Origin of the sequence: Pollutimonas rozaliensis, from assembly GCF_048751585.1 — a bacterium.
In the GTDB taxonomy this organism is placed as follows: Bacteria; Pseudomonadota; Gammaproteobacteria; order Burkholderiales; family Burkholderiaceae_B.
In genome coordinates, this window is record NZ_JAZHOB010000003.1 from 187125 (window position 1) to 211729 (window position 24605).

The 24605-nt window shown below is 64.4% G+C and carries 19 protein-coding genes; 14 read left to right on the forward strand and 5 right to left on the reverse strand.

Annotated features, from left to right (window positions below):
* Positions 1 to 184: 184 nt before the first annotated feature.
* Positions 185 to 1102 carry a DMT family transporter gene (locus V0R37_RS06845; RefSeq protein ID WP_420373809.1) on the forward strand — a complete coding sequence of 306 codons (918 nt, stop codon included), beginning with the start codon at positions 185 to 187 and terminating at the stop codon, positions 1100 to 1102.
* Here V0R37_RS06845 and recJ read toward each other — a convergent pair.
* On the reverse strand, positions 1099 to 2811 hold the full coding sequence (gene recJ / locus V0R37_RS06850; protein ID WP_420373810.1) for a single-stranded-DNA-specific exonuclease RecJ: 1713 nt from the start codon (positions 2809 to 2811) through the stop codon (positions 1099 to 1101). The genes V0R37_RS06845 and recJ overlap by 4 nt on opposite strands.
* Entirely contained in the window at positions 2793 to 3731 is a 939-nt protein-coding gene (locus V0R37_RS06855) for a hypothetical protein (RefSeq protein WP_420373811.1), read from the reverse strand. Before V0R37_RS06855 ends, recJ begins: the two co-directional genes overlap by 19 nt.
* A gap of 40 nt (positions 3732 to 3771) precedes the next feature.
* Here V0R37_RS06855 and V0R37_RS06860 point away from each other — a divergent pair, with 40 nt between their 5' ends.
* From V0R37_RS06860 to V0R37_RS06870, 3 genes are read left to right on the forward strand one after another with little or no spacing between them, the layout of a single operon-like run.
* The gene (locus V0R37_RS06860; protein WP_420373812.1) at positions 3772 to 5043 is read left to right on the forward strand and encodes a lipoprotein-releasing ABC transporter permease subunit; all 1272 of its coding nucleotides are present in this window, start codon (positions 3772 to 3774) and stop codon (positions 5041 to 5043) included.
* Positions 5036 to 5752, forward strand: a complete 717-nt coding sequence (gene lolD / locus V0R37_RS06865; RefSeq protein ID WP_420373813.1) for a lipoprotein-releasing ABC transporter ATP-binding protein LolD — start codon at positions 5036 to 5038, stop codon at positions 5750 to 5752. The genes V0R37_RS06860 and lolD overlap by 8 nt, the downstream gene beginning before the upstream one ends.
* A gap of 36 nt (positions 5753 to 5788) precedes the next feature.
* A complete protein-coding gene (locus V0R37_RS06870; protein ID WP_420373814.1) occupies positions 5789 to 6613 on the forward strand; it encodes a TatD family hydrolase in 825 nt (274 codons plus the stop codon).
* Here V0R37_RS06870 and V0R37_RS06875 read toward each other — a convergent pair.
* Genes V0R37_RS06875 through V0R37_RS06885 form a run of 3 tightly spaced genes read right to left on the reverse strand, consistent with a single transcriptional unit; the run spans position 6606 to position 9332 of the window.
* Positions 6606 to 7577 (reverse strand): Bug family tripartite tricarboxylate transporter substrate binding protein, encoded by a 972-nt coding sequence (locus tag V0R37_RS06875; RefSeq protein ID WP_420373815.1) that lies wholly within the window; start codon positions 7575 to 7577, stop codon positions 6606 to 6608. The two genes, V0R37_RS06870 and V0R37_RS06875, sit on opposite strands and share 8 nt — an antisense overlap.
* A 22-nt stretch (positions 7578 to 7599) precedes the next feature.
* Positions 7600 to 8070, reverse strand: coding sequence for a DUF3237 domain-containing protein (locus tag V0R37_RS06880; protein ID WP_420373816.1), 471 nt, complete (start codon positions 8068 to 8070; stop codon positions 7600 to 7602).
* 5 nt (positions 8071 to 8075) lie between these two features.
* Positions 8076 to 9332, reverse strand: a complete 1257-nt coding sequence (locus tag V0R37_RS06885; RefSeq protein WP_420373817.1) for a flavin-dependent oxidoreductase — start codon at positions 9330 to 9332, stop codon at positions 8076 to 8078.
* A 149-nt stretch (positions 9333 to 9481) separates the two neighbouring features.
* Here V0R37_RS06885 and V0R37_RS06890 point away from each other — a divergent pair, with 149 nt between their 5' ends.
* The 10 genes from V0R37_RS06890 (at position 9482) to purL (ending at position 24555) form a co-directional block, all read left to right on the forward strand.
* A complete protein-coding gene (locus V0R37_RS06890; RefSeq protein ID WP_420373818.1) occupies positions 9482 to 9979 on the forward strand; it encodes a MarR family winged helix-turn-helix transcriptional regulator in 498 nt (165 codons plus the stop codon).
* A gap of 159 nt (positions 9980 to 10138) precedes the next feature.
* The gene (locus tag V0R37_RS06895) at positions 10139 to 12649 is read left to right on the forward strand and encodes a DNA internalization-related competence protein ComEC/Rec2 (protein ID WP_420373819.1); all 2511 of its coding nucleotides are present in this window, start codon (positions 10139 to 10141) and stop codon (positions 12647 to 12649) included.
* 134 nt (positions 12650 to 12783) lie between these two features.
* Complete coding sequence (locus V0R37_RS06900; protein WP_420373820.1) at positions 12784 to 14016, forward strand: 3-methyl-2-oxobutanoate dehydrogenase (2-methylpropanoyl-transferring) subunit alpha; 1233 nt, start codon at positions 12784 to 12786, stop codon at positions 14014 to 14016.
* A gap of 2 nt (positions 14017 to 14018) precedes the next feature.
* Positions 14019 to 15107 (forward strand): alpha-ketoacid dehydrogenase subunit beta, encoded by a 1089-nt coding sequence (locus V0R37_RS06905; RefSeq protein ID WP_420373821.1) that lies wholly within the window; start codon positions 14019 to 14021, stop codon positions 15105 to 15107.
* A 2-nt stretch (positions 15108 to 15109) separates the two neighbouring features.
* Positions 15110 to 16471, forward strand: coding sequence for a dihydrolipoamide acetyltransferase family protein (locus tag V0R37_RS06910; protein WP_420374037.1), 1362 nt, complete (start codon positions 15110 to 15112; stop codon positions 16469 to 16471).
* Positions 16472 to 16480: 9 nt separating this feature from the next.
* A complete protein-coding gene (lpdA, locus tag V0R37_RS06915; protein ID WP_420373822.1) occupies positions 16481 to 17875 on the forward strand; it encodes a dihydrolipoyl dehydrogenase in 1395 nt (464 codons plus the stop codon).
* A gap of 129 nt (positions 17876 to 18004) precedes the next feature.
* A complete protein-coding gene (locus tag V0R37_RS06920) occupies positions 18005 to 18898 on the forward strand; it encodes an alpha/beta fold hydrolase (RefSeq protein ID WP_420373823.1) in 894 nt (297 codons plus the stop codon).
* Positions 18899 to 18945: 47 nt separating this feature from the next.
* A complete protein-coding gene (locus tag V0R37_RS06925; protein WP_420374038.1) occupies positions 18946 to 19776 on the forward strand; it encodes a 3',5'-nucleoside bisphosphate phosphatase in 831 nt (276 codons plus the stop codon).
* Positions 19777 to 19817: 41 nt separating this feature from the next.
* Positions 19818 to 20375 carry a transcription elongation factor GreB gene (gene greB, locus V0R37_RS06930; RefSeq protein WP_420373824.1) on the forward strand — a complete coding sequence of 186 codons (558 nt, stop codon included), beginning with the start codon at positions 19818 to 19820 and terminating at the stop codon, positions 20373 to 20375.
* A gap of 124 nt (positions 20376 to 20499) precedes the next feature.
* Positions 20500 to 24555: a phosphoribosylformylglycinamidine synthase gene (purL, locus tag V0R37_RS06935; RefSeq protein ID WP_420373825.1), complete on the forward strand. Its 4056-nt coding sequence runs from the start codon at positions 20500 to 20502 to the stop codon at positions 24553 to 24555.
* Positions 24556 to 24605: the final 50 nt, after the last annotated feature.

Genomic DNA, 24605 nt, shown 5'->3' on the forward strand with positions numbered 1-24605 from the left:
GGCGGGGTAATGCGATGCAGGCAAATGTTGCGCGGGGTGCGCGCGAACAAAAAGGCGCAGGCCGAATAAGCCCGCGCGATGGCGTAAACCCTTATTGTACTACGTTGAACATGCTGATAATGGCGATGGGCTGAAGTTTTCTTCGGCGATAATGCCGTCTACATGAATTCTTCCCGGCGGTTCGATGACTAAGCCTCCAGGCCAATTGCTTGCATACGGTTCCCTTGCGCTGAGCATGTCGCTGGTGGGCGCCTACGTGGCGCTTACCAAACCCTTGGCAATGGTATTGCCCGTGTTTCTTTTGGGATGGCTGCGTTTCGGCATAGGCGGCATCGCGATGCTGCGCTGGCTACGCAAGCCAGCGGGCGAGCGGCCCCTGTCGTCCCAGACCCGCAAGCTGATCTTCCTGGAGTCCTTTCTGGGCAACTTCCTGTTCACGCTGTGCATGATCATGGGCGTGAGCCTGACCAGCGCGGTGTCGGCCGGCGTGATCATGTCCGCCATTCCGGCCATGGTCGCGCTGATGAGCTGGATTTTTCTAAAAGAGGAAATCGGTCCCCGGGTATGGGCGGCGGTGGCTTGCGGCGCCCTGGGCATAGGCCTGTTGTCGCTGGCCCAGGCCGGCGAGCCGGGCCAGCCAGGCGATTCGAAAGAGGGGTTGGCCTGGCTGGGCAATGTGCTGATCTTCGGCGCCGTCCTGTGCGAAGCGTCTTATGCGGTCATCGGCAAGAAGCTGACCGCGGTGATGAGCCCCAAGCGCATCAGCGCCGTCATCAATTTATGGGGCTTCGCGCTGATGACGCCTTTCGGGCTGTATACGGCGCTGCATTTCGATTTCACGGCGGTGCGCATCGAAATGTGGGCCTTGCTGCTTTTCTACGCCTTGGCGGCCAGCGTGTGGACAGTCTGGCTATGGATGACCGGCTTGAAATCCGTGCCGGCTTCGAGGGCCGGGGTGTTCACCGTCATGCTGCCCATCAGCGCCGCCCTGGTGGGCGTGCTGGTCCTGGGTGAAACCTTGAGCGGACTGCAGGTGATTGCCTTCGTCATTGCTCTGGCCGGCCTGCTGCTGGCGACGCTGCCGGCCCGGTCCGCCGCTTAAGCCTGCGACCCGCAGGCGTATTCGATGATCAATTGCGCCGACACCATGCCGTTCCAGGTGTTCTGGTCCAGCCGGTAGGCGGCGTCGATATGTTCGGGCAGCATGTCGGCGTGATTGAACCAGATGGCGTCGAAGCGCTGGTGGCCCCGTTCCAGGTTGAGCTTCAGGTGCTTCTCTTTCAGCAGCCGCTGCTGGCGCACATGGAAGGTGTCACGGAACACGGGCGCCGGGAATCCCGCGCCCCAGACCTGCTGCTGCAGCAGTCCCGCCACGTCGGCGTTGGCATAGCCCGTTTCAAGGGAGCCGTCGGTTTCGATGACGGGATCGAAGCTTTTGCGGCCGCTCAGTTCTTGTACGGCGGCGTCGAAGCCGGCAACGAAAATATCGTAGGCATCCTCGCGCAGGCTCAGGCCGGCCGCCATGGCGTGGCCGCCGAATTTCAGGATGATGCCCGGGTGGCGCTTGGAGACCAGGTCCAGCACGTCGCGCAGATGCACGTCGGGTATGGAGCGGCCCGATCCGCGCAGCTCGCCCGCGTCGGAGCGGGCGAAGGCCAATGTCGGGCGCCAGTAGGTTTCCTTCAGGCGCGAGGCTACCAATCCCACCACGCCCTGATGCCAGTCGGGGTGGTATACGCAAACACTGGCGCCCATGGTGGGCAGCGAGGTTTCGATGGTGGCCAGGGCCTCTTCCCGCATGGTGGCTTCTATGCCGCGCCGTTCCTGGTTCATGGCGTCCAGCTGCCGGGCCAGCTCCAGCGCCTGGCCTTCATCGTCCGTGGTCAGGCAATGTATGCCTATGCTCATGTCGGCCAGCCGCCCCGCCGCATTGATGCGCGGTCCCAAAGCGAAGCCCAGGTCGAATCCGCTGGCTTGGCGAGGCTCACGCCCAGCCACCGCGAACAGGGCGCGCAGGCCGGGCTGCATGCGTCCGGCCCGCATTTTTTGCAGGCCTTGCGTGACCAGCAGGCGGTTGTTGGCGTCCAGCTTGACTACGTCGGCCACCGTGCCCAGCGCAACCAGGTCGGCCAGGTTGTCCAGGCGCGGGCCGCCATCGGCCGCATAGACGCCGCGTTGGCGCAGTTCGGCGCGCAGGGCAAGCATCAGGTAGAAAATGACGCCTACGCCGGCCAGGTTCTTGGATGGAAAGCCGCAGCCGGGCTGGTTCGGATTGACGATGGCCAGCGCCCGAGGCAGGGTTTCGCCAGGCAGGTGATGATCGGTGATGACGACATCGATGCCCGCCTGCGTCGCCGCTTCGACCCCGTCTATGCTCGCTATGCCGTTATCCACGGTAATGAGCATGTCCGGCTTGCCGGCGTGATGCTGTACGGCCAGCGCGACGACGGCCGGCGACAGCCCGTAGCCGGTTTCAAAACGGTTGGGAACCAGGAAATCGACAACGGCGCCCATGCCGCGCAGGGCGCGCAGCCCGACCGCGCAGGCCGTGGCGCCATCGCAGTCGTAATCGGCCACGATCAGCAGCTTCTTGCGCGCTTGTATTGCATCGGCCAGCACGGCGGCCGCATGCTGCACATGCGTCAACTGGCCGGGAGGGATCATGGCCGCCCAGATCAATTGCGTTTCGCTGGGGTGGCGTACGCCGCGCGCCGCCCACAGGCGCGAGAGCAGGGGGTGTATGCCCGCGGCTTCCAACATCTTCGCCGCCTCGAAATCGGCGGGCCGTGTGCTTAGTCTTGGTGTGACCACCACTTTCTCCATGCATTGCGGCTGCCGGGCAGCCATTGCGTCCATCGGCCCAGCGCGGCGGATTGGACTTCGATGATGCGGTCGCTGCCGATGAGGACGATTTCAGGCGCCTTGTCCCCGGCCAGAGGCTGGAAAAGGCGGGCTTCCAACTGGCCCAGGGCGGCCAGCCAGCCGCCCCAATCGTGCGCGATGCTGGCCGCAAGCAGATCGCCATGCACCTGCGTTTCAGGCTCGAGAACGGGTGCTTTCGTGAACTGGCTTGGGCTTGCGCCGCCGAACAGCCAAAGGCTGTTGATGGGAACCAGTCCCTGCCGGTAGCGCGCCTGGTTGACAGGATGCTCGTACCACATCATCTGCACTTCGTTGACCAGGCGGCGCCAAGGGCGGCCCTCCATGTCTTGCGGCCACCAGTCGTTGACCGAAGTGATGGCGACCAGCGAGGGGCTGGCGCATTGCGGCCGGTAATCCTTGGGCGGATCGATGAGCCAGCGATCCGTGCCACAGGGGTGCAGCGCGAAGCCGGCTTCGGTACACAGCGCTTGCACGGATTCGAACAAGGCTACACTCTGGTCTGGCGTAATGGCCAGTTCGCTTGCGGGCAATAATGCCGCGCCGTCGCGGGAAGGCGACACGTGCACGAGTTCGGCCAGCCATACCGGCTGATCGGATTCGGCGCGAGGCGCCAACAAGGGGCCCAGCCCTGTGGCAAAATTCCGGCCGGCTGCGGGCCGGAAGCCGCGTTGGATCAGTTGCCATTGCTCGAACGGCGTGCAGGCCGCCCCAGCCGGATCGGCTGGGATGGCCTTGGCGCGGCCGCATTCCAGCCAGCCCAGCAGTGTCGGGGCGGTGGCCGGCAGGTAAGAAATCAATTCGCGCGCTTCGCGAGGGTCGGGCAGGGCGCCAGGTAGTACGATTCGCATTCCTGGATTGTAGTGTCAATGGGAAACGGTGGCTTTTACGATGTCTTATGAATTATGGATAGGGGCCCGCTATGCCGGCCTTGCGCGTTCCCGGCGCCGGGTTGGGCGCGGCGACCGTTTTGTGTCGTTCATCGCGGCCAGCTCGATGGCGGGTATCGCGCTGGGTGTGGCGGCCCTGATTATCGTCCTGTCGGTCATGAACGGGTTCCAGACCCAGGTGCGCGATCGCATGCTGTCGGTCTTGCCGCATATAGAGTTGTACGTGCCGCGCATGGGGCCGGAACAGGTCTTGCAGGAATGGCGGCAGATTGCCGACATGGCCGGCAAGAATCCCGAAGTCCGCGGGACGGCGCCCTTTGTGGCGGCCCAGGGCATGATCGTGCGCGGCGAAGCCCTGAGCGGCGTTCAGATACGCGGCATCGATCCCAAGCTTGAAGGCTCTGTATCCGATGTGTCGGGGCAGATGATCGCCGGCCGTCTCGATGCGCTCGCGCCGGGCAGTTTTTCCATCGTCCTGGGCAATCAGATCGCCAATTCGCTGGGGGTCGGCACCGGCGATACGGTGCTGGTGCTGGCGCCGCAGGGATCGATCTCGCCCGCCGGCTTCGCGCCGCGCATGCGCCAGTTCACGGTATCGGGTATTTTTTCTTCCGGATACTATGAATACGATGCCTCGCTGGCCTTCATCAACTACGAGGATGCCGCCAAGGTGTTCCGCGACAGCGGCACCAGCGGGGTGCGCCTGCGCATCGCCGACATGCAGCAGGCTCCGCTGGTGGCCCGGCAACTGACCCAAGCCCTGCCGTCCTTCGTGCACGCGCAGGACTGGACGCAGAACAACCGCACTTGGTTTGCCGCCGTGCAGACTGAAAAGCGCATGATGTTCCTGATACTGGCGCTGATCGTGGCGGTGGCGGCATTCAACCTTCTGTCCTCGCTGGTCATGGCCGTCAAGGACAAGCGTTCCGACATCGCGATCTTGCGCACACTGGGCGCAAGCCCGCGTGAAATCGCCCGCATTTTCCTGGTTCAGGGTTCGCTGATCGGCGTGGTGGGCACCTTGCTGGGGGTGGGTTTCGGCATGCTGGTGGCGTACAACATCGACGTGATCGTGCCTTTCATCGAACGTATGCTGGGCGTGCAGTTCCTGCCGCAGCAAATCTATTTCATCAGCGAATTGCCTTCGAGTCCCCAAATCGAGGACATCGCCGTCGTGGCCGCGACTTCGCTGGTGCTGTCGCTGCTGGCCACGCTGTACCCCAGCTGGCGCGCGTCCAGCCTTCAACCCGCACAGGTGCTGCGACATGACTGATGCCATCCCTATTCATGCGCTGAGCGCCCGCAACCTGGTCAAGACCTATAGCGAAGGCGGACAGACCATTCCGGTGCTGCGCGACGTCAGCCTGCATGTCGATCGCGGCGAAATGGTCGCCATCGTCGGAGCATCCGGATCGGGGAAAAGTACGCTGCTGCATACCCTGGGGCTGCTCGATCAGCCCACATCGGGAACTGTCTTGATCAACGGCGAGTCCGCCCACGGATTGTCCGAGTCGCAGCGCAGCCAATTGCGCAACCGCAGCCTGGGCTTCGTCTATCAGTTCCATCATCTGCTGCCCGAATTTTCAGCGCTCGATAACGTGGCCATGCCGCTCATCGTGCGCCGGCAGAATCGCAACAAGGCGCGCGAGCAGGCGCAGGTCGTGCTGGAGCAAGTCGGCCTGGCCGAGCGCATCGACCATTATCCCGGCCAGTTATCGGGGGGCGAAAGGCAGCGTGTGGCTCTGGCGCGCGCGCTGGTCACGCGGCCGACTTGCGTGCTGGCCGACGAGCCCACCGGCAACCTGGATCGCTACACGGCTGAAAGCATGTTCGACCTGCTGGTCCAGGTGAACCGCGAGTTCGGCACAGCGTTTGCTATCGTGACGCACGATCCGGCGCTGGCCGCGCTGGCCCACAGGCGCTTGTCCATGGACAAGGGCCGCCTTGTCGACCCCGAAACGCCGCCCCTGACTCCGGCTTAAAGCGGCTTCGGGGCATCGCCTGTAAAAGGGAGGCCTATGCTGATCGATACGCATTGCCATCTTGACGCCTCGGAGTTCCAGGCGGACCGCAAGGCCGTGATTGAGCGGGCGGCGGGGCGGGGCGTGAGCGCCATCGTGATTCCCGCCGTGGCCCTATCCAATTTCGATACCGTGCGCGATATGGCGCATTCCTTCAAGGGCGGCGTCTACGCCCTGGGAATACATCCCATCTGCGTACCCGATGCGCAAGAGGCGGACCTGGCCGAGCTGGAGTCGCGGATCCAGCAATCTCTGGATGATCCGCTTTTCGTGGCGTTAGGCGAGATTGGGCTGGATTTTTTCCTGCCCAGGCTGAAAGAGCCCGCCATGCGCGAAAAGCAGGAGCGGTTCTACGCCGCGCAGCTGGATCTGGCCGAGCGTTATGGGCTGCCTTTGCTGCTGCATGTGCGGCGTTCACAAGATATATTGCTGAAGCACTTGAGACCGCGCTCGCGCATGGGCGGTATCGCGCACGCTTTCAACGGCAGCTTCCAGCAGGCCCGGCAATTCATCGAATTGGGATTCGCCCTGGGCTTCGGAGGCGCCATGACCTTCGAGCGGGCCTTGCAGATACGGCGGCTGGCGACACAGTTGCCCATGGAGTCCCTGGTGCTGGAAACCGATGCGCCCGACATTCCCCCGGCCTGGCTGGGCGAGCCCGGCGCGCCGGCGGCCAGGAATGAGCCGGGCGAGGTGGCGCGCATCGCCGATGTGCTGGCCGAATTGCGCGGCATGGCGCGCGAAGACATTGTTCACGCGAGCGCGGCTAATGCCAGGCGGGTGCTGCCCCGCCTGGGCGCCGCCCTGCACACCGTCAGTTGATCTTGAAGCCGGTCTTCTTGACCACGTCGGCCCAGCGCTTCTGTTCCGAGACCAGCAATTCGCCCAGGTTTTCCCGGCTAGAACCGACAATGACAAAGCCGTTGCCCTCCAGCAGCTTGCGCACGCTTTCCGCTTTCAGCGCGGTTATCGTTTTCTGATTCAGGATGTCCAGCGCAGGGCCGGGCGTGCCCTTGGGAGCGAAAAAGGCGAACCAGGCGCCGAAATCCACCTTGGGCATGCCCTGCTCGCTGAAGGTCGGTATGTCGCTCAGCATTTTAGTGCGTTCCGCGCCGGTGATGGCCAAGGCGCGCATTTTTCCCGATGCCAGTTGCGGCGCCGCCATGGCGGTGGTCACGAAGGCGCCTTGCACCTGTCCCGCGATGATGGCCGTGACCGCATCGCCGGTGGAGCGGTAATGAATGGGTTCTATCTTGAAGCCGCCGGCATCGGCCAGCATCTCGGCGCCGAAGTGGCCCGGCGTGCCGGCGCCGAAGGTGGCGATGTTGTAGCGGTCGCTGCTGCTCTTTGCGGCATCGACGAATTCCTTCAGCGTCTTGTAGGGCGAGTCGGCCGGAATGACCAGCACGAAATTGGCCCGCACGGCTTCGGTGATGGGCTCGAACTCCTTGAGCGGCGCATAGCTTAAATTGGACGTGGTCTCGGGCGAGATACTGATGGAGCCGACTTCGCCCAGCAGTATGTTGTAGCCGGTGGGGGCGCTGTGGGCGACCGAATAGGCGGCTATCTGCCCGCCCGCGCCGGCCTTGTTTTCCACCACGACCGACTGCCCCAGTTCCTTGGACAGTTGCTCGCCGACTGTGCGGGCGACGATATCGGGGCCGGTGCCGGCGGGAAAGCCCACCGTCATGCGGATAGGCTGATCGGGATAGGCGGCCGGCGCGGCCGCCGATGCAAAAGTCATGCAGGCGGCCGACAGCAGCCCGGCAAGGGTAGAGGTTTTCATGGGTTGTCTCCTGGTTGTCTTGTCAACGTATTGCAAAGAAATTCAATTCGACCCGATCCGGATACCGTGCGCCGGTGCCCAGGAACAGATGCGTATTCAGCCAGGCCAGTCGGGGCGCAGCCGTTTCGAATCTGGGGTAGCTGCGGAAATAGATGCGGGCCGGATCCACCGGCTGGCCCTGTGCCAGCTTGGCGATATCCTCGGCCGAGCCGGTTCGTATGCCGGTGTTCTCCACGTAGACGGTTTCGCCCGCATCGGTTTCGATGACATAGCGGGCATGGATGTCGGTGTAGGTGTCCGAGCGGATGGACTGAAAGTCGGCGCCGCCGGGCAGGATGCGGCCGGACAGCACGGCGCCCTTGACCGTGCCGCCGACGATGGGAATAACCCGGCGCCGGCCGGCGGGCGTCTGGCCGACTTCCTGCGGCGGCGCCACGTCGACAAGCAGGGTGGCCAGGTGTTCCAGCGCGGGAGCGGCAATGGGTGTGGTCATATCGGCTAGCCTTGTTTGGTCTTGAGCGCGGCGGGGTCGAAGCCGGCCAGGCGTTTGTAGCGCATGGCGATCTCCTCCAGCTCCGCTTGGGGGACGACATCGTGTATGTGCGCGTAGCCGTCGGGCGCGCGCTCGTGTGCTATCTGCATGACTTGCTCGGGGCCGTTAAGCCGGTTGCGCAGCACGATGCCGGCGGTTGGCGGCAGGCGCTCGGCTTCGTATTCCTTCAAGGCAAGCTCGATGCCGGTGTTGCGCCGCATCGTCGCCGCTTGCAACCTGTCGGCCAGGCAGCGCGCATCCAGTATGGCTTGTGCGGATCCGTTCGAGCCGATGGGGTACATGGGGTGCGCGGCATCGCCCAGCAGGGTGACGCGGTCCTGCGTCCAGCGGGGCAGCGGGTCTTTGTCGACCAGCGGGAATTCGTAGATGGCTTGCGCGCCCCGGATGATGGCCGGAATATCGATCCAGTCCCAGCGCCATGATTCGAAGCTCTCGGCGAATACGGACGCATCCACGACGCGATTCCAATCCGTGGCCGGCAGCTCGGGATCGGGTATGCGCAGCTCCGCAATCCAGTTGATGCGCGAACGGCCCTGGCGGCGCAGCGGTTCGGAGATGGGATAGCAGACGAATTTCTGATCCTGGTGGCCGGCCATGAACATGGTCTTGCCGTCCAGGTAGGGATCGGCATCGGTAATGGCGCGCCAAAGCATGCGCCCGGAAAAGCGCAAGGGGTCGGACTGCGGGTAGAAGAAGCGCCGTACGGCCGAATGGATGCCGTCGGCGCCGATCAGCAGGTCGCCGCGCAGCTCTTCAAGCTGGTTCGTGGTGCGATTGCGGAAGCGGGCGGTCACGCCCTGGGCGTCTTGCGTCAGCGATTCGAAGGCCAGGCCGGTGTGCAGGCGGCCGGCCCCCAGTCTTTGCGCGACCGCCTCCGCCAACAGCAACTGGAGTTCGCCGCGATGTATGGATAGCTGCGGCACGGCATAGCCGGCCGCCAGGCCCCTGGCTTCCTGCCAGATGGGCTGGCCGTGGCGGTTGTAGTAGTGCAGGGCGGAAGTGGGAATCGCGCCGGCGGCCAGGGTGTCCAGCAAGCCCAACTGGTCCAGCTCGGCAACCGCGTGGGGAAGCAGATTGATGCCCACGCCCAGGGGCTTGAGCTCGCGCACGCTTTCAAAGATGTCGCAGTCGATGCCGCGCTGATGCAGCATGAGCGCCAGGGCCAGGCCGCCGATGCCGGCGCCCGCGATAATGACTTTCAAGAAATGTCTCCCATAATTTGTTATGTATCATAACAATGTGGGATGTATTCCAGCCTATCGGGATTTACCCGAATTGAGCTTGTGGCATGATCCGCAACAAGGCGGTCGATTGCAAAATTGGATAACAGGCATTGAAAACAGGAATCGCATTGAGCAGAAAATTGAGTTCGCGCCCGAACAACCGGCGGCCCGCCCAGCGCGGCGAACAGTTCAACGCCCAGGTGCCGGGCGTCGAATACGGCGTGCTGGACGAGCTTATCGGCTATTCGATAAGGCGCGCGCAGATACGCATCTACCAGGACTTCCTGGACGCGCTGGGGCCCTGGTCGATTACGCCGCCCCGGTTTTCGGCCATGACCATCATCCAGGCCAACTCCGACATGAAGCTGACCGAACTGGCCAATGCCATGGGCATTGCGCGCTCGGGCGCGGTCGAGGTGGTCAATTCGCTTGAGAAGCTGGGCTATGCGGCCCGGGCCGAATCCAGGCTGGACAAGCGCGCCCACGCGCTGGCGCTGACCGATGCCGGACGCGAGGCGCTGCGCGGCATTACCCAGGCCATCCGCGAACACGATGCGCGCATCAGCGCCAGGCTGACCTCTGACGAGCAAAAAGAGCTGCGGCGCCTGCTGGACAGCCTGGGTTAGCCAAGGCTGCCGCAGCACCCGCTTTATCGCGGCTCTTTCATGCATTAGCCGCAGCGGCTCCGATGGTTCTCAGTAGAAGCCGAAGGGCCGCCTTTGGCCGGTTCGCGCTCCGCAGCCGGCGGCCTGCCTTTACGCTGGCCTATTTGGGAGCGTATGGGCGTGACGGGACGCATGGGTCTGCTGGCTTTTGTGGCGGCAAGCGGCGTGGTGCACAGGCTGCCCGTCCTGCCGGGCTTGGCTCATGGGGCGGCGGCGGTGGCGCTGGCCGTGCTGCTGTCCCTGCTGGCGTTCGGCCTGCCGCGGCGCGTCCGGAAAATCTTGCTGGTATCGCTGTGGGCCGCGCTGGCGGGCTTGTTGCTGACGGTGGCGCGCGCCGACCATCGCCTGGCCGATGCCCTGGCCGAGCATAACGAAAACAAGGTGTCCAGGGTGGTATTGCGTGTGGCAAGCCTGCCGCGCCTGGGGCCCGACGGCCGCCAGTTCCAGGCCCAGGTCCTTTCATCGCTGCCCGGCGGCGTGCCCACGCGCATCCAGGTTTCATGGCCCTTGGCGGCATGGGCCGGGCCATACGGCCGCGCCGGCGACAGCGCCGCCGCGGACTCGCAGGAAAGCCTGCCGGACGGTTTGCCCGACCTTGTGCCCGGCCAGGTCTGGCGCATGGCGCTTACCTTGAAGACGCCTCGGGGCGCGCGCAATCCGCATGCTTTCGATTACGAGGCCTATCTGTTTGCGCAAGGCATACGCGCCACGGGCAGCGTGCGCGGCACACCCAGCTATTTGCGCGATGAGCCCTGGGCAAGTCTGCCTGTGGTTGCGCAACGGGCGCGACACGCGGTGCGCGCCGCCATGCGTCCATATCTTGACGGCAAGCGTTACGGCGCGGTGCTGCTGGCGCTGGCGATCGGGGATCAAGCCAGCGTCGAAGCGTCCGACTGGACGGTGTTCAACCGCACAGGCATTACACATCTGGTGTCCATCAGCGGCTCGCACATCACCATGATCGCGGCGCTGGGCGGCGCGCTGACATTTTGGCTATGGCGGCGCCTGCGCTGGCGCGGCCGGGCCCTGGCCGAACGCATGCCGGCCCAGGTGGCGGCGGCGCTGGCGGCCTTGCTGGTCGCATGGCTGTATTGCCTGCTGGCAGGCTGGGGCGTGCCGGCGCGCCGCACCTTCCTGATGCTGGCCGTGATGGCCGGCGCGTATGTGCTGCGCCTGCCCATGAGCGCGTCCCGGCTGTTGTCGCTGGTTGCGTTCGCCGTGGTGCTGCTGGACCCGTGGGCATTGCTGGCCAGCGGCTTCTGGCTGTCCTTCGGCGCCGTCTATGTGCTCATGGCCAGCGGCGGCTGGTGGGGCCAGCCGATAGGCCGGGCGGCCGTTGCCGGCCGATGGCGCCGGGCCGGATCGTTCCTGGGCAAGGCAACGCGTCTGCAACTGGCGATCACGGCGGGCTTGATGCCCTTGCTGGCGCTGATCTTTCACGAGGTCTCCCTGGCCTCGCCATTGGCCAATGCCTATGCCATTCCCATCATCAGCCTGGCCGTCACGCCGCTGGCTCTGCTGGCAGCCGGCACTGCGCTCATGCCTGGCCTGGACTTCCTGGCGGCGGCTTTCGCCTGGCTGGGCCATGCCGCGCTGGAGCTCATGATGGCCCCCACGGTATGGCTGTCCAACTGGCGCGCCGCCAGTTTCACCGTTGCGGCGGCGCCCGCTGGCTTGACCGCCTTGGCATTGTGCGGCCTGGCGGCGGCCACCATGCCTTACGGCTTGCCCGGCCGGCGCCTGGCCTGGCTATTGATGCTGCCTGCCTTGTGCTGGCTGCCCAAGCGGCCCCTGCATGGCGATTGGACCTTGCATGCGCTGGACGTGGGGCAGGCCAGCGCCATCGTCGTCCAGACGGCGCGCCATGTCTTGCTGTTCGACACCGGCCTGCGCGGCAGCCCGGATTCGGACGACGGCGCACGCATCATCTGGCCTTTTTTGCGTTCGCAAGGCATCGTCAAGCTGGATGCGATGATCGTTTCCCATGCCGACATCGATCACGCCGGCGGGGCGCGCAGCCTGTTGCAGGCGGTGCCCGTCCAGCAATCCTACAGCTCCTTCGATTTGCAGGCTTATCTGAAGCGCGAGGCGGCTTTGCTGGGCATGCCGGGTGTGTTGCCGCCCTTGCCTTTGGCGATGTCGTCCTGCGAGTACGGCATGACCTGGCATATAGACGGGGTATCCTTTGAATTCCTTTGGCCGCTGAAGAATCCGGTCGACGCAAGGCCGGCGGTGCGCAAGCAGCGCAACGGCCAGGCCTGCGTACTGCGCCTGCGCGGAGAACACCACTCGGCCTTGTTGCCGGCCGATATCGGGGCGGCGCAAGAAGCCGCTCTGGTCGACAGGGGGCTGGGCTATGCCGACCTCGTCCTGGCGGCGCATCACGGCTCCAAATCGTCGTCCAGCCCCGCCTTCGTGAATGAAACGCAGCCGCTGCACGTGGTGGCGCAGGCGGGCATGTGGAATCGCTACGGACATCCCAATCCCGATGTCGAGCGCCGTTGGCGGCAGGGTGGGGCGGCGTTCTGGCGCAGCGACCTGCATGGCGCGGTCACGGTGCATTCCTCGGCTCAGGGCCTGGCGGCCATCAGCGAAAGGAAGGCCTCGCGGCGCTATTGGCAGGCGCGTTGATTTCTTGTCCGGGGACTGGCTGGAGCACGGCTTGCGATTTCAATCCGGATCGGCGATGATAGTTTTATCCGCCCACAAGGCGGCAAGTAAATGCAGCGCAAGAAAATTCCACAAGACATTTTCACGAGCAAGACATGAGACAAGCACTTCCTTTACGGCTGCACGTGCCCGAGCCTTCGGGGCGACCCGGCCATGCCACCGATTTCTCCTATTTGCGCCTGGCTCCCGCCGGCGCCGTCCGCAAGCCCCCCATCGATACCTCCGCCGCCGATACCGCCGATCTGGCCTATACGCTGGTGCGCGTCCTGGACGACGAGGGCAAGGCGCAGGGGCCCTGGGCCGAGCCCATGGATCCGGACTTGCTGCGCAAGGGTTTGCAGACCATGATCAAGACGCGCATATACGATGCGCGCATGCTGATCGCCCAGCGGCAAAAGAAAATGTCCTTCTACATGCAAAGCCTGGGCGAAGAGGCTATCGGCGCCGCGCAGATGCTGGCCCTGTCCCCGGGCGACATGTGTTTTCCGTCTTATCGCCAGCAGAACCTGCTGATCGCGCAGGACGTGCCGCTCGTCGACATGATGTGCCAGCTTTTCTCGAACGAGTGCGACCGCCTGAAGGGCCGACAGTTGCCCGTGATGTATTCCATGCGCGAACGCGGTTTTTTTTCGATATCCGGCAACCTGGCCACGCAGTTCGTGCAGGCGGTGGGCTGGGCCATGGCGTCCGCCATCCAGGGCGATACCAAGATTGCCTCGGCATGGATAGGCGACGGGGCGACGGCCGCGGCGGACTTCCAGACCGCCTTGACCTTCGCGCATGTGTACCAGGCGCCGGTCATTCTTAATGTCATCAACAATCAGTGGGCAATTTCCACCTTCCAGGCCCTGGCGGGCGGCGAAAGCACCACCTTCGCCGCGCGCGGCATCGGCAGCGGCATCGCCTCGCTGCGGGTCGATGGCAACGATTTCCTGGCTGTGTACGCCGCGTCGAAATGGGCGGTTGAACGCGCCCGCAACAACCTGGGGCCTACCTTGATCGAATGGGTCAGCTACCGCGCCGGCCCGCATTCGACCTCGGACGACCCGTCCAAGTACCGGCCGGCCGACGACTGGGCCCGTTTTCCGTTGGGCGATCCCATCGACCGCCTGAAGCGGCACCTTATAGCGGTGGGCGCGTGGTCCGAAGACGAGCATCAGCGCACGCAGAAGGAGTACGAAGCGGAAGTCATCGCCGCGCAGAAACAGGCGGAAAGCCATGGCACGCTGGCCACCGGCAAGACCTCCAGCGTCGCGACCATGTTCGAGGATGTCTACAAAGACATGCCCTGGCATCTGCGCCGCCAGCGCCAGCAATTGGGGGTGTGATCATGGATACTCGTTCCATACAGCAGGCCACGACGCCCATGACCATGATCCAGGCCTTGCGCTCGGCCATGGATGTCATGCTGGCGCGCGACGACAAGGTCGTCATCTTCGGGCAGGACGTAGGCTACTTCGGCGGCGTGTTCCGCTGCACCGAAGGCTTGCAGGCCAAGTACGGCAAGACGCGCGTGTTCGACGCTCCGATTTCCGAAGGCGGCATCGTCGGGGCGGCGGTGGGCATGGGCGCCTACGGCCTGCGGCCGGTGGTCGAGATCCAGTTCGCCGATTATTTTTACCCGGCCACCGACCAGATCGTGTCCGAGGCCGCGCGCCTGCGCTATCGCTCGGCCGGCGAGTTCATCGCGCCCTTGACGATACGCATGCCCAGCGGCGGCGGCATCTACGGCGGCCAGACGCACAGCCAGAGTCCCGAGGCGCTCTTCACGCACGTCACGGGACTGCGCACTGTCATGCCGTCCAACCCCTACGATGCGAAAGGCTTGTTGATCGCCGCCATCGAATGCGACGATCCGGTTATTTTCCTGGAACCCAAGCGCCTGTACAACGGACCGTTCGACGGCCATCACGACCAGCCCGTTGTGCCGTGGTCCAAGCATCCCCTGGGCAATGTTCCCGACGGCTACTACACCGTGCCGTTGGAGTCGGCTTCCATCTTCCGGCCCGGGACCGACCTTACGGTGTTGACCTACGGCACCATGGTCTTCGTGTCCGAGGTCGCCGCCAGGGAGTCCGGCATCGATGCCGAGATCATCGACCTGCGCAGCCTGTGGCCGCTGGATCTGGACACCATCGTGGCATCGGTCAAAAAAACCGGCCGTTGCGTGGTGGTGCACGAGGCCACGCAAACCAGCGGTTTCGGGGCCGAGCTGGCCACGCTGATCCAGGAGCATTGCTTCTACCACCTTGAAGCGCCCATAGAGCGCGTGGCCGGCTGGGACACGCCTTATCCCCATGCGCATGAATGGGCCTACTTTCCCGGCCCGGCCCGTTTGGCCGGCGCGTTCAGGAAGGTCATGGAGGGGTCCCCGGCTGTGGCGTCCTCGAAGGCCGCCGGACAGGAAAGGGTGGCATGAGCATGGGTACGCACATCATAAAAATGCCCGATATAGGCGAAGGCATCGCCGAGGTGGAGCTGGTCGAATGGCATGTGCAGCCGGGCGACAGCGTGGTTGAGGATCAATTGCTGGCCGACGTCATGACCGACAAGGCAACCGTCCAAGTGCCGTCGCCCGTTCACGGCAAGGTGCTGGCGCTGGGCGGCAAGGTGGGCGAAGTCATGGCCGTGGGCTCCGAGCTGATACGTCTGGAAGTCGAAGGCGAGGGCAATGAGGGGAAAGCATCCGCTGCCCGCGCGCCGGCGGAGCCCGAGGTCGGGCAGGTACAAGCCGTCGCCGCTCCAACAGCCGATGAGGAGACGCGCGCAGATACGGACGTCGCCGGGAATTCCGCCTCGGGCGCGGCAGCCCGGGCCGGCGCTGGGCCACATGGCGATGCGCGCGCCGAAGCGGCGAGCGGGTCCGGGCAGGCCTGCGCCGGGCGGCCCGCTCGACCCGAAGGCGAAAAGCCGCTGGCGTCGCCGGCGGTGCGCAAGCGCGCCTGGGACCTGGGCATCGAGCTGCAGTATGTCCCAGGCACCGGAGCGGCGGGCCAGATCACCCATGCCGATCTGGATGCCTATGCCGCACGCGGCTCGGCGGCGGCTGCAAGCGCGACCCGGGCCATCGCTTATGCGCAACGCGATGGGGAGCGGCAGATTCCCGTCATCGGCCTGCGCCGCAAGATCGCCGAGAAAATGCAGGAGTCCAAGCGCCGCATTCCTCATTTCACCTATGTCGAGGAAGTCGACGTGACCGAACTGGAAGCCCTGCGTGGGCGTTTGAATGCGCAATGGGGTGCCCAGCGGGGGAAGCTGACCATCCTGCCCTTGCTGGCCCGCGCCATGGTGCTGGCTTTGCGGGACTACCCGCAAATCAACGCCCGCTACGATGACGAGGCCGGTATCGTTACGCGCTACGACGCCGTTCACCTGGGCATTGCCGCGCAGACCGAAGCCGGACTGATGGTGCCGGTTGTGCGCCATGCCGAGGCGCTGGATATCTGGGCCTGCGCCATCGAGGTCGCGCGCCTGGCCGACGCTGCCCGCGCGGGCAGCGCGACGCGCGACGAGCTTGGCGGATCGACGATCACGCTGACCAGCCTGGGCGCGCTGGGCGGCATTGTTTCCACGCCTGTCATCAACCATCCCGAAGTGGCCATCGTGGGCGTCAACCGCATCGTCGAGCGTCCGATGATCGTGGGCGGCGCCGTCGTGGCCCGCAAGATGATGAATCTATCGTCTTCCTTCGATCATCGCGTCGTGGACGGCATGCACGCCGCCGAATTCATACAACGCATCCGGAGCCTGCTCGAGTGCCCGGCGCTGTTGTTCGTGGAGTGACGGGTCAGCATGCAATCCACTACCTTATTGATCATCGGCGGCGGCCCCGGCGGCTATGTTGCCGCCATACGCGCCGGCCAGCTGGGCATTCCCACTATCCTTGTTGAAGGCGAAAACGTGGGTGGAACCTGCTTGAACGTAGGCTGCATTCCTTCCAAGGCGCTCATACACGCCGCCCAGGAATTTCATCAGTTGGCCCAGTTCGCGAACGGCTCCTCCCCCTTGGGCATCCACGCCTCGTCCGCCAGCATCGACATCGCCCGGACGGTGGCATGGAAAGACGGCATCGTCGACCGCCTGACCGGCGGCGTGGCGGCGTTGCTGAAAAAAAATGGCGTGCGGCTTGTCAAGGGATGGGCGCGCATCATCGACGGCAAGACCGTCGAGGTTGATCCTGACAAGCAGACGGGTCAGGCTTTGCGCATCGCCTGCGAACACCTGTTGCTGGCTACAGGCTCCCAGCCTGTGGAGCTGCCGTTTCTGCCTTTCGGCGGTCCTGTCGTGTCCTCCACCCAGGCGCTGTCGCCGGCCAGCCTGCCCAAGCGTCTGGCGGTCGTGGGCGCGGGCTATATCGGGCTTGAGCTGGGCATGGCTTATCGCAAGCTGGGTGTGGAGGTCGATATCGTCGAGGCGCGGGACCGCATCCTGCCGACCTACGACGCCGATCTTTCCAAGCCCGTTCTGGCGGCCTTGAAGAAGCTGGGGGTGGCGCTGCATCTGTCCAGCCGCGTCCTGGGCATGGATCAAACCGGAAGGGTATTGAGGATACAAAGCACGAAAGGCGAAGAGTCCGGTTTGGCGGTGGAGCAGGTGCTGGTCGCCGTGGGCCGCCGGCCGCGCAGCGAAGGGCTGGAATCGCTGATGCTGGACATGGAAGGGCAGGCTGTGCGCATCGACGAACAATGCCGGACCTCCATGCGCAATGTGTGGGCGATCGGCGACCTTGCCGGCGAACCCATGCTGGCGCATCGGGCCATGGCCCAGGGCGAAATGGTGGCGGAGATCATTGCCGGCAAGCGCCGCCGCTTCTGTCCCGCCGCCATTGCCGCCGTGTGCTTCACCGATCCCGAGATCGTGGCGGCCGGCCTGTCGCCGCAAGACGCTGCGCATATCGGCCTGGATTGCATCAGCGCCGAGTTTCCTTTTTCCGCCAATGGGCGCGCGATGACGCTCGAATCCACTGTTGGTTTCGTCCGCGTGGTGGCCCGGCGCGACAATCATTTGATTGTCGGATGGCAGGCGGTGGGGCGTGGCGTTTCCGAACTCTCCGCCGCCTTCGCCCAGTCGCTGGAAATGGGCGCGCGGCTGGAAGATGTCGCAGGTACCATCCACGCGCATCCTTCACTGGGCGAAGCCGTTCAGGAAGCGGCGCTTCGGGCGCTGGGCCATGCTTTGCACATCTGATCCGCGCTGAAATATCTGACGCTACAATCGGTGTTCCTCCGACCCCGGATCCCAAAAGAGCGAACACCGAAAATGCCTCAAGCGTCTCCATCACAAGGAACACAGCAGCAGCCCAGGCTGGAGTTTGTCATGTGCGCCAGTCCCGCCGGCACGCATCGCATGGCTTATTGGGAATGGGGCGATCCGGACAACGACAGGATATTGCTGTGCGTGCATGGGCTGACGCGCACGGGCCGCGATTTCGATCAATTGGCCCGGCGCCTTTCGGCGCATTACCGCGTGGTCTGCCCTGATGTGGTCGGGCGCGGGAAGTCTGATTGGCTGATCAATGCCGCCGGCTATGTCGTGCCGCAGTACGTGGCCGATATGCTGACCCTGATCGCGCGACTGAATCCCGTCCAGCTGGACTGGGTGGGCACATCCATGGGCGGACTGATAGGCATGGGCCTGGCTGGAACGCTGGCCATGTCGACGGCGGGCCGGCCTGCCCGCGGGCCCTTCGGACTTCCGGCCGACCAGACCCTCAGCCTGGGCAAGATCGTGTTCAACGACATTGGTCCCAGCCTTAGCTTTCCGGGTCTGGTGCGCATCGCCGAGTATGTCGGGCAGCCCATGCGGTTTGCCACATTCGACCAGGCGGTCGACTACGTCCGCAGCGTATCGGCCGGATTCGGCCAGCACGATCGCCAAGGCTGGGAGGAGCTTACCCGCCATGTCTTCAATCAACAGGGCGATGAATGGGTCAAGCACTACGATCTGCGCATTGCCGAGCCGTTCGCCGGGCAATCCGAAGGCAGCGTGAAGGTGTCCGAGGCCGTATTGTGGGCTGCCTATGAAAGCATTTCATCGCCTATACTGGTCCTGCGGGGCGAGCAGTCCGATCTGCTGACGCCCGAAACCGCCCGCCAGATGCTCGAGCGCAATCCGCGCGCCAGCCTGCATAGCGTGCCCGATGTAGGCCACGCACCCACCTTGCGCAGCGACGATGAAATCGATCCCATTGCGCGCTTCCTGACGGCGTAAGCGGCGTAAACTATTCTTTTGCATGCGTTCACAACCGGAGTCCAGACATCAAGGTCGATCTGCACTGTCATTCCACGATTTCCGATGGCGTCCTGACGCCTTCGGAGGTGGCTGCGCGCGCGCATGCCAATGGCGTGGGGCTTTGGGCGCTGACCGATCACGACGAGCTTTCGGGCTTGGCCGACGCCAGGCGCAGCGCCGAGGCGCTGGGGATGTCTTTCATCACGGGTGTCGAAGTCTCGGTGACCTTTTTGGGCCACACTGTGCATATACTGGGCCTGGGCGTCGACGAACACGATGCTCCGTTGCAGGCGGGGCTTGAAGGCATACGCCAGGGCCGCGCAGTCCGGGCGCGCGAAATGGCCGATAGGCTCACGGCGCTGGGCATACCCGGCAGCTACGAGGGCGCCTTGCCCTATGCCGCCAACCCCTCGCTGATCAGCCGCACTCACTTTGCGCGCTTCCTGGTCGAAAAAGGCTATTGCAAGACCATGCAGGCGGTTTTCGACAAATACCTGGGCGACGGCAAGCCGGGCTACGTTCCCGTGCATTGGTCCACACTGGAACAGGCCGTGGGCTGGATCGTAGGTGCGGGCGGCCGGGCCGCCATCGCCCATCCGGGCCGCTACGACTACACGCCGCTGCAGTTCGATGCCTTGTTCGACCGGTTCAAGGAACTGGGCGGCACGGCCATCGAGGTCGTGACCGGCAGCCACAGGCCGGACCAGTATGCCGAGTACGCGCGGGTTGCGCGCCGCTACGGCTTTCTGGCCTCTTGCGGGTCGGACTTCCACAGCCCCACAGAGGGCAAGCTCGACCTAGGGGAAATCCCCGCTCTGCCCGCCGACCTGACGCCTATCTGGCACGATTGGGCCTGAGTTCCGGCTTTCGGCGCTCCCCTCCATTTTTCTGTACTGCCATGAATAAAGCATTTGTCAAAGAGTCCGAGAACGACGATGACGACGATCTCGGCCCCGACGCGGTGAAGCTGCCCGCGGGCACCAAGAACTACATAACGACGCAGGGCTATGCGCGCCTGCGCCAAGAGCTGGCGCATCTGATGACCGAAGAACGTCCGTCGGTCGTGCAGGTCGTTTCCTGGGCGGCATCCAATGGCGATCGCTCTGAAAACGGCGATTATCTGTACGGCAAGAAGCGCCTGCGCGAAATCGATCGCCGCATGCGTTTCCTGACCAAGCGCCTGGAAATCGCCGAAGTGGTCGATCCGGCCACGCAACCCAACAAGGACCAGGTCTTTTTCGGCGCCACGGTGGTGTATTCGGACAAGGCCGGCGAAGAGTTCCGCGTGACCATCGTGGGCGTGGACGAGGCCGAGCCGCTGCAAGGCAGGATCAGCTGGATCTCGCCTGTCGCTCGCGCATTGCTCAAGGCCCGCGAAGGCGATACGGTCACCTTGCGCACGCCCGCCGGCATCGACGAACTGGATATACTGGAAGTGATTTACCCCGATCATTAGGCGCCGTCCGCCCTGGATCCGCCCGGCGCCGCGGCAATGGGCGCGCGGGTTCCGGCCATAATCCTTCCATGCATGGCAAACGGGTAAAATGTAGCCTTTCCCTTCATTTTCCCCGCATTGCACCGTGACTTCTATCCAGTATTTCCTTGGCTCCCCGGTCTTGTCTTCGTTTCGCCGCGAGCGGCTGCTGAAGCGGTTTGCCGACCTTGGCCTGCCGGTCGCCGATATAAGCGGCCGCTACGAGCACTATGTCTGGACCGATGCCGCCTTGAGCCAACAGGATCAGAACCGGCTGGAGCAGCTCCTGGATTACGGCGTTGCGGGCGAGGCCGGCAAGGAAAGCAAGAATTCACTGGTCTTGCGCGTGATTCCACGTCTGGGCACGGTGTCGCCCTGGGCCAGCAAGGCGACCGATATCGCGCATAATTGTGGCCTGTCGCCGGTGCGCCGCGTCGAGCGGGGCGTGCGCTACGTCGTGACGCCGGCCCGAGGCTTATTGGGTTCCAAGCCGTTCGATGCCGCGCAGCTCGAAAGCATAGCCGCCTGCCTGCATGACCGCATGACCGAGACCGTGGTCGATGCCTCCTTCGACGGCAAGGCCTTGTTCGCCTCGCTGCCGGGCAAGCCAATACAGACCATCGACGTCGTCGGCAAGGGCCAGGCGGCGCTCATCGAGGCGAACAGCGCCTTGGGCCTGGCCTTGTCCGATGATGAAATCGAATACCTTGATGCCGCTTTCCGGCAATTGGGCCGCAATCCCACCGACGTCGAGCTGATGATGTTCGCGCAGGCCAACAGCGAACACTGTCGCCACAAGATCTTCAATGCCCAGTGGATCATCGACGGCCAGGAACAGTCCAACACTTTGTTCGGCATGATACGGGCGACCCACGCCGCCCAGCCCGAGGGCACGGTGGTGGCGTATTCGGACAATGCCGCGATCATGGCGGGCGGCCCGGCCACGCTTTTCCATGCCGGCCGCGATGCCGAGACAACAGCCTACGGGCATTATCCGGCGACCGTGCATACGCTGATGAAGGTGGAAACGCACAACCATCCGACCGCGATTGCCCCGTTTCCGGGCGCCTCGACCGGCGCGGGCGGTGAAATACGCGACGAGGGCGCAACCGGCCGGGGCTCCAAGCCCAAGGCGGGCCTGACCGGCTTCACCGTGTCCAACCTGCGCTTCGACGATGCCATCGAGCCCTGGGAACGCGATGCTCACGGCTCGCCGGACCGCATCGCCAGTCCGCTGGACATAATGATAGAAGGGCCGATAGGCGGCGCGGCGTTCAACAATGAATTCGGCCGGCCCAATCTGCTGGGCTATTTCCGCACGTTTGAACAGGCCTCGGGCGGCACGCGCTGGGGCTATCACAAGCCTATCATGATCGCCGGCGGCTTGGGTTCCATCGATGGCCGCCTGACGCATAAAGATCCGATACCCCCGGGCGCCTTGCTGATCCAGCTGGGCGGGCCCGGCATGCGCATCGGCATGGGCGGCGGCGCGGCCTCCAGCATGAGCGCCGGCACCAACAGCGCGGAGCTCGATTTCGATTCGGTGCAGCGCGGCAACCCTGAAATCGAACGGCGCGGCCAGGAAGTCATAGACCGCTGCTGGCAGCAGGGCGACGACAACCCCATTATCGCCATCCACGATGTGGGCGCCGGCGGTTTGTCCAATGCCTTTCCCGAGCTGGTCAACGACGCGGGACGCGGCGCCTTGTTCGAATTGCAGCAGGTTCACCTGGAAGAATCGGGCTTGTCCGCCGCCGAGATATGGAGCAATGAATCGCAGGAGCGCTATGTATTGGCCATCCTGCCGCAAGACTTGCCGCGTTTCGATGCGATCGCCAAGCGCGAACGCTGTCCCTATGCGGTGGTGGGCGTGGCGACCGAAGAACGCCAGTTGCGCGTGACCTATGGCGAAGGCCTGCCGGGTGTGGCCGATGCCGCTGCGCAAGCATCCCCCATGCGGCCGCGGCCTGTCGATGTGCCCATCGATGTCATCCTGGGCAAGCCGCCGCGCATGACCCGCGATGTCGAGCGCCTGGAGTCCTCGCATCCGGCGATCGATTTGGTGGGCATCCCGCTGGACGAAGCCATCGAGCGGGTCTTGCGGCATCCGACCGTCGCCAGCAAGAACTTCCTGATCACCATCGGCGACCGGACGGTGGGCGGCTTGAGCAGCCGCGACCAGATGGTGGGGCCCTGGCAGATTCCCGTGGCCGATTGCGCCGTCACGCTGGCCGATTACGAAGGCGTGCGGGGCGAAGCCATGGCCATGGGCGAACGCAGCCCCTTGGCGATGATCGACGCGCCCGCTTCGGGGCGCATGGCCGTGGCCGAGGCGCTGACCAATCTTGCCGCCAGCGATGTGGGTTCGCTCAAGGACATCAAGCTGTCCGCCAACTGGATGGCCGCCTGCGGCGTCGCGGGCCAGGACGCCGCCTTGTACGACACCGTGTCCGCCGTCAGCGAATGGTGTCAGCAACTGGATTTATCCATACCGGTGGGCAAGGACTCCCTGTCCATGCGCACGGCATGGGATCATGACGGCGAAGCGCGCCAGGTCGTGGCGCCGGTTTCGCTGGTCGTGACGGCATTTGCGCCGGTGGCCGATGTGCGGGCCACATTGACGCCGCAATTGCGCACAGACGCCGGCGACACGGCATTGATTCTTGTCGATCTGGGCTTGGGCCAACAGCGCCTGGGCGGCTCCATACTGGCGCAGGCCTACAACCAGGTGGGGCAGACGGTGCCCGATATCGACGATGCCGTATCCCTGGGCGCCTTCTTCAAGACCATCCGCCAACTGGCGGCGCAGGGCGATATCCTGGCCTATCACGACCGTTCCGATGGCGGCTTGCTGGCAACCGTCTGCGAAATGGCGTTCGCGGGCCATGTCGGAGTCTCCATCAACCTGGATATGCTGACCATCGATCCGCATGCCGCCGATTGGGGCGACTACAAGATACGCGCCGAGCAGATTTCGGTTCAGCGCGACGAACTTACCCTGAAGGCCTTGTTCGCCGAGGAAGCCGGCGCCGTCATCCAGGTGCCGCTTGCGCAACGCGACAAAGTGCTGCAGCAGTTGCGGTCGGCGGGCCTGTCCGCCCATTCGCATGTCATGGGCAGCCTGAACAAGACCGACGAGATACAGATCTACCGCGACGGCAAGTGCATTTATCAAAAGCCTCGCACCGAGCTCGGACAGCTGTGGGCCGAAGTGTCGCGCCGCATCATGGCCTTGCGCGACAATCCCGCTTGCGCCCAGGCGGAATTCGATATCTGGCAGGATAAGGACGATCCGGGCCTGTCGCCCGTCGTTCCCTTCGATCCCCAAGAGGACGTTGCCGCGCCCTTCATCGCCACTGGCAAGCGTCCCCGGGTCGCGATCCTGCGCGAGCAGGGCTGCAACAGCCAGGTGGAAATGGCCTGGGCCTTCGACAAGGCGGGTTTCGAGGCGCTGGACGTGCACATGACCGACCTGCTGTCGGGCCGTGCCAATCTTGCCGATGTGCAAGGCCTGGTCGCCGTGGGCGGATTCAGCTATGGGGATGTGCTGGGCGCCGGCGAAGGCTGGGCGCGCACGATACGCTTCAACGACCAACTGGCTGATCAGTTCGCCGCCTATTTCGCCCGCCCCGATACTTTCGCGCTGGGCGTATGCAACGGCTGCCAGATGATGGCGGCCCTGGCCGGCATGATACCGGGCGCCGAGCATTGGCCGCGATTTACGCGCAATCTGTCCGAAAAATACGAGGCGCGCCTGTCCCTGGTCGAAGTTGCCGATTCTCCATCGCTGTTCATGCAAGGCATGGAAGGCGCGCGGATTCCCATTGCCGTTGCCCATGGCGAGGGCTATGCCGATTTCTCCCGGCAGGGGGCGCTGGACAAGGTGCATGGCCTGATGAACTTCGTGGATAATCGTGGCGCGCGCACCGAACAATATCCCTACAATCCCAACGGCAGTCCGCAAGGCCTGGCGGGCGTCACCACGGCGGACGGACGATTCACCGTCATGATGCCGCACCCGGAGCGGGTCACGCGCAATGTGGCCATGTCCTGGGCGCCGGAACGCTGGGGCGTTCAGGATACGGGCGGCAAGAGCGGCGCCCATGGCGGATTCACTCCCTGGTTGCGCATGTTCCGCAATGCGCGGGTCTGGCTGGGCTGAAGGGCAACCCCGCGAAAGCGGGGTTTTCCTTTGACCCTTGTGATGGCCGA